Origin of the sequence: Lutibacter sp. (assembly GCF_041596795.1) — a bacterium.
Lineage (GTDB): Bacteria > Bacteroidota > Bacteroidia > Flavobacteriales > Flavobacteriaceae > Lutibacter.
Map to the genome: position 1 here is coordinate 1 of NZ_JBFHHX010000124.1, position 9,555 is coordinate 9,555.

Genomic DNA, 9,555 nt, shown 5'->3' on the forward strand with positions numbered 1-9,555 from the left:
ATAGTTGTATCTTTAGAAAACAAAATACCATGTTTCCCTCTATTAAACATATCCTTTATAGGTTTAAAAATCCTTCTTTCTAAAGTTTTTTCATTAAATAAATCAGGATGAATATGAATGGTAATTTCATAAATTTCTTTGCAGGTACATTTATGCAATTCCCAACCGTGTACCAAGTTTGGGCCAACTAACACTAATTCCAATTCTTCAATTTCTTCTGTATGGTCACCTATAATTCTTCTAACACCTTTCCCTTTAAAAATAAAATTCATTTCTATTTCTGGATGAAAATGAATTGGAAAATCGAAATCATCTTTAACTCGTTCTTCTACCAAAAAACTATCTTCAGGTATTAGTCTTGTAATTTCTCTGTGTGCGTTTTGAATCATATCATTTCATATTTAGCAATTAAAGTACATAGTTAATGAAAATATACAAATAAATGACAAAATTAGATTAACATTTTTTTAACATCTATAATAACTTTGCACAAGCTACTATTCATAATAGTATGAATTTAGGCGAAAAAAAAAGAATCATTAAACCAAATATTTATGAAAATTCAAATTTTAAAAAAAATTATTTTTCTCGGAATCCTTATGCTGTGCGGTATTGCACATGCACAAAGTGTTTCAGGTATTGTGTCTGATGCTACTGGCCCGTTACCAGGTGCAAACGTAATTGTAAAAGGCACAACCAATGGTACAACTACTGATTTTGATGGAAAATTTACATTAAATGAAGTTTCTTCCAAAGCTGTATTACAAATTAGTTTTGTAGGATTTACAACACAAGAAATTGCAGTAAACGGAAAAACATTTTTTAATGTGGTTCTTGCAGAAAATGCAAACTCTTTAGAAGAAGTTGTAGTTGTTGGTTATGGTACGCAAAAGAAAGCATTAATCACAGGTGCAGGAGTTAATGTTAAAGGAGAAGATATTGCTGCCCTAAATACAGGAACTGCTATGCAAGCACTACAAGGTACTACAGCCGGTGTTACCGTTACTAGAGATAGCGGTCAGCCAGGAGCCGGTACAAGAGTTACTATTCGTGGTTTAGGTACCATTGGAAATTCAGATCCACTATATATTGTTGATGGCGTAGCTGTTGGCAATATAGATTACTTAAGTTCTTCTGATATTGAAACTATTGATGTATTAAAAGATGCTGCTTCTGCTGCAATTTACGGTTCACGTGCCGCAAATGGTGTTGTATTAGTTACAACTGTAAAAGGTAGAAAAGGTAGCCCAGCAAAAATTAGTTTTGATACCTATTACGGAGTTCAAAACATTTACAAAAATCTTGACCCATTAAATGCACAAGAATATATGTATATTATGGATGAAGGTCGCGTAAATGATGGTTTAGCACCAAATGATTGGGAATCTAAAATTAAAAATAACTCTTGGTTAATGGCAAATTATCCAACTGTTGCCGATGAGTATGGACAAGAAATTTGGGATAACTTACAAAATGGTTGGAAAGGAACTAACTGGATTGATGAAATGACAAATGAAGATGCTCCTATTCAAAACTACGCTATAAATATTACCGGTGGTAGTGAAGATATTATTTACTCTATGGGTGCTTCTTACTTAGAGCAAAAAGGTATGATTGGTGGAGATATTACCGATGCAGGGTATAAAAGATTAACTACAAGGTTAAATACTCAAATTGTATTAAAAAAGAATGATGACCACGCAATTATTACTGTAGGTGAAAATTTCACTTATACTAATGAAGAAAATAGAAGCGTTGCAACAGGAAATATTTATTATAACGATTTGCACAATGCTTTAGTACAAAATCCTCTTATGCCAGCATATTGGCAACAATCTATTGATGCTAATATAAATGAATTTGGATTTTCTCCAACTTTAGAAGGTATTAGTACAAACCAAACAAACCCTTTAGCTGTAATGTTTTATCGTCATAATTACAATTCAGGAAAAGGAAATAAAGTAATAGGAAATGTATTTGTAGAAATTGAGCCTATAGAAAATTTAAAATTTAGATCATCTTATGGTATAGATTCTTGGTTTGGACATAACAGATCTATGACTCCTACTTACGGTTTAGGTACACTATATACAAATGCAACTAACGGTGTGTCACAAAGCCAATATTTTGGAGCTAATTATACCTGGACAAATACAGCTTCTTACAAGCGCCAGTTTGGAGACCATGAAATTGATGCCTTAATTGGTACTGAATTACTTCAAAACCAAATAAATAATGAAGTTGGCGGATATAAAACAGGTTTATTATTTCCTGGTCAATTTGATTATGCTTACCTAAATAATACAGAAAGCGCAGAATCTGTTAGTGATATAAGTACTTGGGGAGCTGATTGGTCTGCTGGAGGCGGAGGATTAATGTCTTATATGGCAAGAGCTCAATATAATTACAAAGAAAAATATTTAATGTCTGCAACAGTTCGTATGGATGGTTCTTCTAACTTCGCTGAAGGAAATAGATGGGGTACTTTCCCTTCTTTTTCAGCAGGTTGGATTTTAACTAAAGAAGACTTTATGCAAAGCACTTCTAACATTCTAAACTTTGCAAAATTACGCGCAAGTTGGGGTCAAAACGGAAATCAATCTATTGATAACTTTATTTACTCATCGCAAATAGCATATGTTTTCCCAGGATATTTCTTTGGAGATACAAAACCTGTTTCAGGAACAACTTCATATCCAGAAAAAGTTACAAATCCTGATGTTACTTGGGAAACTTCAGAACAATTAAACATTGGTTTTGATGTTAATTTATTAGATTCTAAATTAGGAGTAACTTTTGATTGGTATAACAAAACAACTAAAGACTGGTTGTTAGAAGCTCCTATTTTAGGAACATCTGGAGCTGGCGCACCATATATTAACGGTGGTGATATTGAAAATAAAGGTGTTGAATTGGTGTTAAATTGGAAAGACGAAATTGGCGATTTTAAATATGGAGTTACTTTAACAGGTGCACACAATAAAAACACTGTTACACGTATTGCAAATACAGATGGATCAATAATAGGACCTAGCCATGTATTATCACAAGGAACATCTTACATTTCAAGAGTAGAAGTTGGACAACCAATTGGATTCTTCTATGGATTTAAAGCTGATGGAATTTTACAAAACCAAGACGAAGTTGATGCTTATGTAACTCCAAGTGGAACTCCTTATTTTGCAGATCAACGCCCAGGTGATGTTCGTTTTGTAGATCAAAACCAAGATGGTGAAATAGATGAAGATGATAAGGTCTATTTAGGAGATCCTAACCCAGATTTTGAAATGGGACTTCAATTAAATTTTGCCTATAAAGGATTTTATGCAAATACCACTTTATCGGGTAAATTTGGAATGCAAGTAATGCAATCTTACAGATCGTTTGCAGATAACTTCACACAAAACTATACTACAGGTGTATTTGATCGTTGGCATGGTGAAGGAACATCTAATACAATGCCACGTTTAAGCTCTATTTCTAATAGAAACACAAATTATATTTCTGATATTTTTATGCACGATGCAGATTATTTAAGAATTAATAATTTAACTGTAGGATATGAATTTAATGAAGTGTTAAAAGAATTAGCTATCTCAAAATTAAAAGTATATATGGCTGTAAGTAATTTATATACGTTTACTAAATATGATGGAATGGATCCAGATGTTCGTTTTGGACACGACGCAAATTGGGCATCAGGTATAGACCTTGGACTTTATCCACAGGCTAGAACTGTAATGTTTGGATTAAGTGTTGATTTTTAATTTAAAATAAAAAGAAAATAATGAAAAAATTAATATATTTTATAGCTTTCATAGGATTGGTTTTTGTAACCAGCTGTGAAAAAGAATTAGATACTACAAATCTTTACGGAAAGAGTTTGGAAAGTTATTATAAAACACCTACTGATATTGAAGAAGCAATGGCTGGTGTTTATAATGCAATTTACACATCAGGTGTGCATAGTGATGAAACAATTGCTGCAAACTTATTGTCAGACATGATGTTAGGTGGTGGTGGACCAGATGATAAATCTGCAAAATGGGTTGATAATTTTGAAGATCCTGCGGAAGATACATATCGTGATATGTGGGTACAGTGCTACAACGGAATTGCCAGAGCAAACGCAATTATTGAAAAAACTGCTGAAGCCGATTTTTCTACATACTTTGATACTCCAGAATTAGCACAACAATTTAAAGATCAAGCCATTGGCGAAGCTTTATTTATGAGAGCCTTTTTCTATTTCAGATTAGGAAAATTCTTTGGTGGTGTGCCTTTAATTACAACTATAGATTCTCCTAAAGATGTTGCAAGAGCTACATACACAGAAACTTTTGCCCAAATTGCTACAGACTTAAAATTAGCAATTGAAACAATGCCAGACATTTCTTTTCCTAGCATACCAACTTCAGAATACGGACATGCTAACAAATGGGTAGCTGAAGCTTATTTAGGTCGTGTGTATTTGTTCTATACTGGATATATGACAAATATAGAAGGACAATCTACTACTAATTTACCATTAGTTGATGGTAGTTCTTTAAGCGCATCTGATGTTACTACATATTTAAATGATTGTATAAATAGAAGCGGATATGCTTTAGCATCAGACTTTAGAAATTTATGGCCATATTCTTATGTAAACAAAAGCGCGGGTACAACAGTATTACCTTGGGCCGAAACAGAAGGTTTATCTTGGGTAGGTCAAGATGGTACTTCTCCAACCTTTGGAACAGGAAACTACGAAACTATGTTTATGCAACGTTTTTCTTTTGGAGATTGGGGTTGGAGCAACGGCCAATCGTACACCAACAGATTAGCTTTATATGCAGGAATTAGAGACAACTCATTAGTTCCTTTTGGTCAAGGTTGGGGATGGTGTACTGTAAACCCAAAATTATGGAACACTTGGGACGATGCAGATCCTAGAAAACAAGGTTCTATTTTACCAATGGGTGTAGCTGCACAAGGAACAAGTTCTTATGCTGCTGATAAAGGTGATCACGAAACAGGATATTTTAATAAAAAATACATATCTCTACAACATGCTAATTCAGCTGGAGCTATTGTAGGTATGTTTGTTCAGTTATATGACTGGGGAAATACAGATATGCAATTAATGCATGCTCAAGATTTTATTTTTATGCGTTTTGCAGATGTATTATTAATGCATTCCGAAATTACTGGAACTGCAGATGGTATGAACGCTGTTCGTGCAAGAGCTGATTTACCTGCTATTGGATATTCGTTAGATGCAATAAAACTAGAACGTTTACACGAATTTGCTTTTGAAGGCTTACGCTGGTTCGATCTTGTACGCTGGGGCGATGTAAATACAGCTTTCACCGGTACAATTGCCGTAAGAAATTCAGGTGTTAATGCTACATATAGCGTAAATTACAGATCAGAAACAAAAGGATTGGTGCCAATTCCAGAAACTGAAGTAAGATTATCAGGTGGTGTTTATGAACAAAACCCTGGTTGGTAAAATTAATAACTTATAAAAACTAAGATATGAAATTTAATAAAATAATAAATCTTGTAATTGTTTCATTTTTGCTGGTTTTTTCAGCTTGTGAATCAATTGTAGATGAGGAATACTTGAAAAATACTACAGATGTTGCTGGTGTTGAGCTAATAGCTACACAAAGTACTCCTGGCGGAAATGAAATTACACTAGATTTGGTAACTCCTGGTATTAATGGTTATTGGGATTATAATTTAGGAAAAGCTCTAACAGATAAAATTACCTTTATTTATCCTATTCCTGGAACAGCTACTTTTACTTTTACAGGTACTTTAGGTGGTGAATTCTTCACAAAAACTATAGATGTTCAAATAGATCAATTAGACCATGCTTTAGATCAAGATTGGTACGATTTAGTTAGTGAAGATACAGCTACTGGTAAAACTTGGGTTTACAATGGCACACCCGGAAATGGTAACTTTTGGTTTATGTCTGCTCCAGGAGGAACAGAAAATGCTTATACTTTATGGTGGAATGCAGGCGACTGTTGTAGCCCAGATCCTAACGGAAAAATGCATTTCGATTTAAATGGTGCAGCAAATTATACATATTATTCTGATGCAGGTGCTGTAGGTGCTTCAGGAAGTTTTGTGTTAGATGTAACTAATCAAAAATTACAAATAAATGACCAACCTCTTTTAGGAGGAAATAGAACTGGTGGTGCAGGAAATTCTGATGGTATTTATCAAATAGTTTCTCTTACAGAAGATGAACTTGTTTTATATGTATCAAGCAGTGAAGTTTATGGTACAGGATGGACATGGGTTTTTAAACCAGAATAAGTAATAATATAAATTTTTTAATTAAGTTTAATTTAATAGGTATTCACTTCAGATCCGTAATTTAGGTCGGTTGAGAATACCTATTATTATTTAAAAAAATCCTAAATACTATAATAAAAGTAATTTCATATTAATTTAGGTTTTAAACATTCTCCGTTACCTGGTTACTTTATAAATTATAGTAGTTAACTACAATTACCTTAATTAATCCAATTAAATAATTAATATAATAAATAGTTTTAAATACTTTATAATTGCTATAAGTAGAACAACTATTTTTACAAATTTCAACATTAAATAATAATGAATAAATTAAGCGTTTTAATGATTACATCAATATTTCTTTTTTCGTGTACCGTAAATCAACCAATTCATAAAAATCCAAATGAAACTTTTGAGAATAGAGCAAAACACCTAGTTTCATTAATGACTTTAGAAGAAAAAGTTTCACAAATGAATTATGAATCTCCAGCAATTAATAGATTGGAAATTCCAGAATATAATTGGTGGAATGAATGTTTACACGGAGTTGCCAGAGCAGGCGTTGCAACAGTTTTTCCACAAGCTATTGGTATGGGAGCAATGTGGGATAAAAAGCAAATGTATAATGTTGCAAATGCTATTTCTGATGAAGCTAGAGCCAAACATCATGAATTTGCAAGCAGAAATAAAAGAGGCATTTACCAAGGATTAACCTATTGGACACCTAACATTAATATTTTTAGAGATCCACGTTGGGGAAGAGGAATGGAAACTTATGGTGAAGATCCATATTTAACCGGTGAACTTGGAGTTCAGTTTATTAAAGGATTACAAGGTGATGATCCAACTTATTATAAATTAATTGCTACAGCTAAACACTTTGTGGTACACAGTGGTCCGGAAATTGACAGACATAGTTTTAATGTTAATCCTACACCCTACGACATGATTAACACCTATAGTCCTCAATTTGAAAAAGTGGTTAAAGAGGCTGGTGTATATTCGGTAATGTGCGCATACAACAGTTACAACGGTTTACCATGTTGTGGAAATATTAATTTAAGTGATTTACTTAGAAAAAAATGGGGCTTTAAAGGTTATATTGTTTCAGATTGTTGGGCAATAAAAGATTTTTATACTGAAGGAGCTCATGAAGTAACAAAAAGTAAGCAAGAAGCAGCTGCCATGGCAGTAAAAGCAGGAACCGATTTAAACTGTGGAGATTCGTATCCTGCATTAGTTGAAGCTGTAAAAAATGGACATATTACCGAAAGTGAATTAAACGTTTCATTAGAAAGATTAATTGTGGCTCGTTTAAAATTGGGTTTATTTGCACCTGAAGGTGCGGTTGTTTATGAAAAAATACCGTATAACGTAGTAGATTCTGAAACTCATAGATTATTAGCTTTAGAAACTTCCCGAAAATCTTTAGTGTTATTAAAAAATGAAGGTAATTTATTACCTTTTAGTAAAAACGTAAAAAAAGTAGCAGTAATTGGTCCTAATTCTAATGATTTAGAAGTATTACTTGGCAATTACAACGGGTATCCATCAAACCCAATAACACCTTTAAAAGGAATAATTGAAAAATTACCCAATGCTGAAGTTAATTTTGCGGTTGGTTGCAAAACTGCAGAGGGATTACCAATTTTTGAAGCAATTCCAACCTCGGTTTTATTTACTGATGAAAATTTACAAACAAACGGATTAAATGCTGAGTATTTTTCAAATTTAACATGTGAAGGTACTCCAAAACATACCCAAATAGATAAAAAAGTTGATTTTATTTGGGGAACCTCATCCCCTTTTAATGATATTAATTATGATCATTTTTCTGTTCGTTGGACTGGTTATATTTCCGTTCAAAAAACGGGAAAATACGCATTGGGAGGTGAAGCTTTTTCTGGAATGAAGTTGTATTTAAATGATGAGCTTTTAGTTCAAAGAGAAGATGTACATCACCCTAAAAAAGAATATGAATATGTTACTTTAGAGGCAAACAAATCGTATAAAATTAAATTAGAGTACAAGCAAAATAATACAGAGTATGCCATTATGCGATTCTTATGGGAAGCTCCAACAAGTTTATTAGAACAAGAGGCTATTAATTTAGCACAAGAATCTGATCTTATTGTGTTATGTATGGGTTTAAGTCCACTGTTAGAAGGAGAAGAAATGAAAGTAAAAGTTGATGGATTTTCAGGAGGTGATAGATTAGATGTTAACCTACCAAAAACTCAAACAGATTTAATGAAAAAATTAAAGAAATTGGGAAAACCAATGGTATTGGTTTTACTTAATGGAAGTGCTGTGGCAATTAATTGGGAAAACGAGAATATTCCAGCAATTATAGAAGCTTGGTATCCTGGGCAAGCTGGTGGAACTGCTATTGCCGATGTTATTTTTGGCGATTATAATCCAGCAGGTAGATTACCTCTTACTTTTTATAAGGATATTAATGACATTCCTCCATTTTCCGATTATAATATGAAAGGTAAAACATATCGTTATTTTAAAGGTGATGCTCTTTACCCTTTTGGCCATGGATTAAGTTTTACATCTTTTAAATATTCAAATTTAAACATCCCAAATTCAATTGAAACAACTAATAATTTAATGGTTTCTGTTGATGTTCAAAATACTGGAAATTTTGATGGTGAAGAAGTAGTACAGTTATATCTTACTAAATTAACAGACGATGGTTTAAACCCTTCTAAAACATTGTTAGGATTTGATAGAATTTATTTGAAAATTGGAGAAACTAAAACTGTTAATTTCAGCGTTACACCTAAACAATTAGCAATTGTAAATGAAAATTACGAACAAATAGTAATTGAACAAGAAATCTCAATTGCTGTTGGTGGTGAACAACCCAATGTTAAAGGTAGAAAAAGTAACAACGTATTATCTAAAAATTTAATTATTAAAGGAAATCCTTTTAAAATAATAAACTAACTAAATTAAATTTCTTATTTAAAAAGTAAAACATAAAAAATGAAGATTAAAACAAATAGATTAAAAAAATGTAGATTATTAATAGTTGGTTTATGCATATTAGCTACTAATTTGGCTGTATACGCGCAAAAAACAGTTGTTAAAAATGAAAATGAGCAAATGGAAGAAAAAATTAATAACATTATATCTCAACTTACATTAGAAGAAAAAGTTGCAATGTGCCATGCACAATCCAAATTTTCAACACCTGGAGTTGACCGTTTAGGAATTCCTGAAATTTGGATGTCGGATGGGCCACATGGA

Annotated in this window: 4 protein-coding genes and 2 pseudogenes; 5 read left to right on the top strand and 1 reads right to left on the bottom strand. The window is 32.5% G+C overall.

Annotation, left to right across the window (positions count from 1 at the left end; translation table 11 throughout):
* A pseudogene (locus ABY298_RS12560) lies at positions 1-389 on the bottom strand (AraC family transcriptional regulator); the annotation flags it as partial.
* Between the two features lie 165 nt (positions 390-554).
* Here ABY298_RS12560 and ABY298_RS12565 point away from each other — a divergent pair.
* From ABY298_RS12565 to ABY298_RS12585, 5 genes and pseudogenes are all read left to right on the top strand, one after another.
* On the top strand, positions 555-3,767 hold the full coding sequence (locus ABY298_RS12565; RefSeq protein WP_372746408.1) for a SusC/RagA family TonB-linked outer membrane protein: 3,213 nt from the start codon (positions 555-557) through the stop codon (positions 3,765-3,767).
* Positions 3,768-3,787: 20 nt separating this feature from the next.
* The gene (locus ABY298_RS12570; RefSeq protein ID WP_372746409.1) at positions 3,788-5,494 is read left to right on the top strand and encodes a RagB/SusD family nutrient uptake outer membrane protein; all 1,707 of its coding nucleotides are present in this window, start codon (positions 3,788-3,790) and stop codon (positions 5,492-5,494) included.
* Positions 5,495-5,520: 26 nt separating this feature from the next.
* Positions 5,521-6,315, top strand: coding sequence for a hypothetical protein (locus tag ABY298_RS12575; RefSeq protein WP_372746410.1), 795 nt, complete (start codon positions 5,521-5,523; stop codon positions 6,313-6,315).
* A gap of 303 nt (positions 6,316-6,618) precedes the next feature.
* Positions 6,619-9,252 (top strand): glycoside hydrolase family 3 C-terminal domain-containing protein, encoded by a 2,634-nt coding sequence (locus ABY298_RS12580; protein ID WP_372746411.1) that lies wholly within the window; start codon positions 6,619-6,621, stop codon positions 9,250-9,252.
* Between the two features lie 39 nt (positions 9,253-9,291).
* Positions 9,292-9,555, top strand: a pseudogene (locus tag ABY298_RS12585) (glycosyl hydrolase); the annotation flags it as partial.

Excerpts from the sequence above, each read along its gene's own strand:
- ABY298_RS12565 (WP_372746408.1), top strand. The coding sequence starts at position 555 with ATGAAAATTCAAATTTTAAAAAAAATTATTTTTCTCGGAATCCTTATG.
- ABY298_RS12570 (WP_372746409.1), top strand. The coding sequence starts at position 3,788 with ATGAAAAAATTAATATATTTTATAGCTTTCATAGGATTGGTTTTTGTA.
- ABY298_RS12575 (WP_372746410.1), top strand. The coding sequence starts at position 5,521 with ATGAAATTTAATAAAATAATAAATCTTGTAATTGTTTCATTTTTGCTG.
- ABY298_RS12580 (WP_372746411.1), top strand. The coding sequence starts at position 6,619 with ATGAATAAATTAAGCGTTTTAATGATTACATCAATATTTCTTTTTTCG.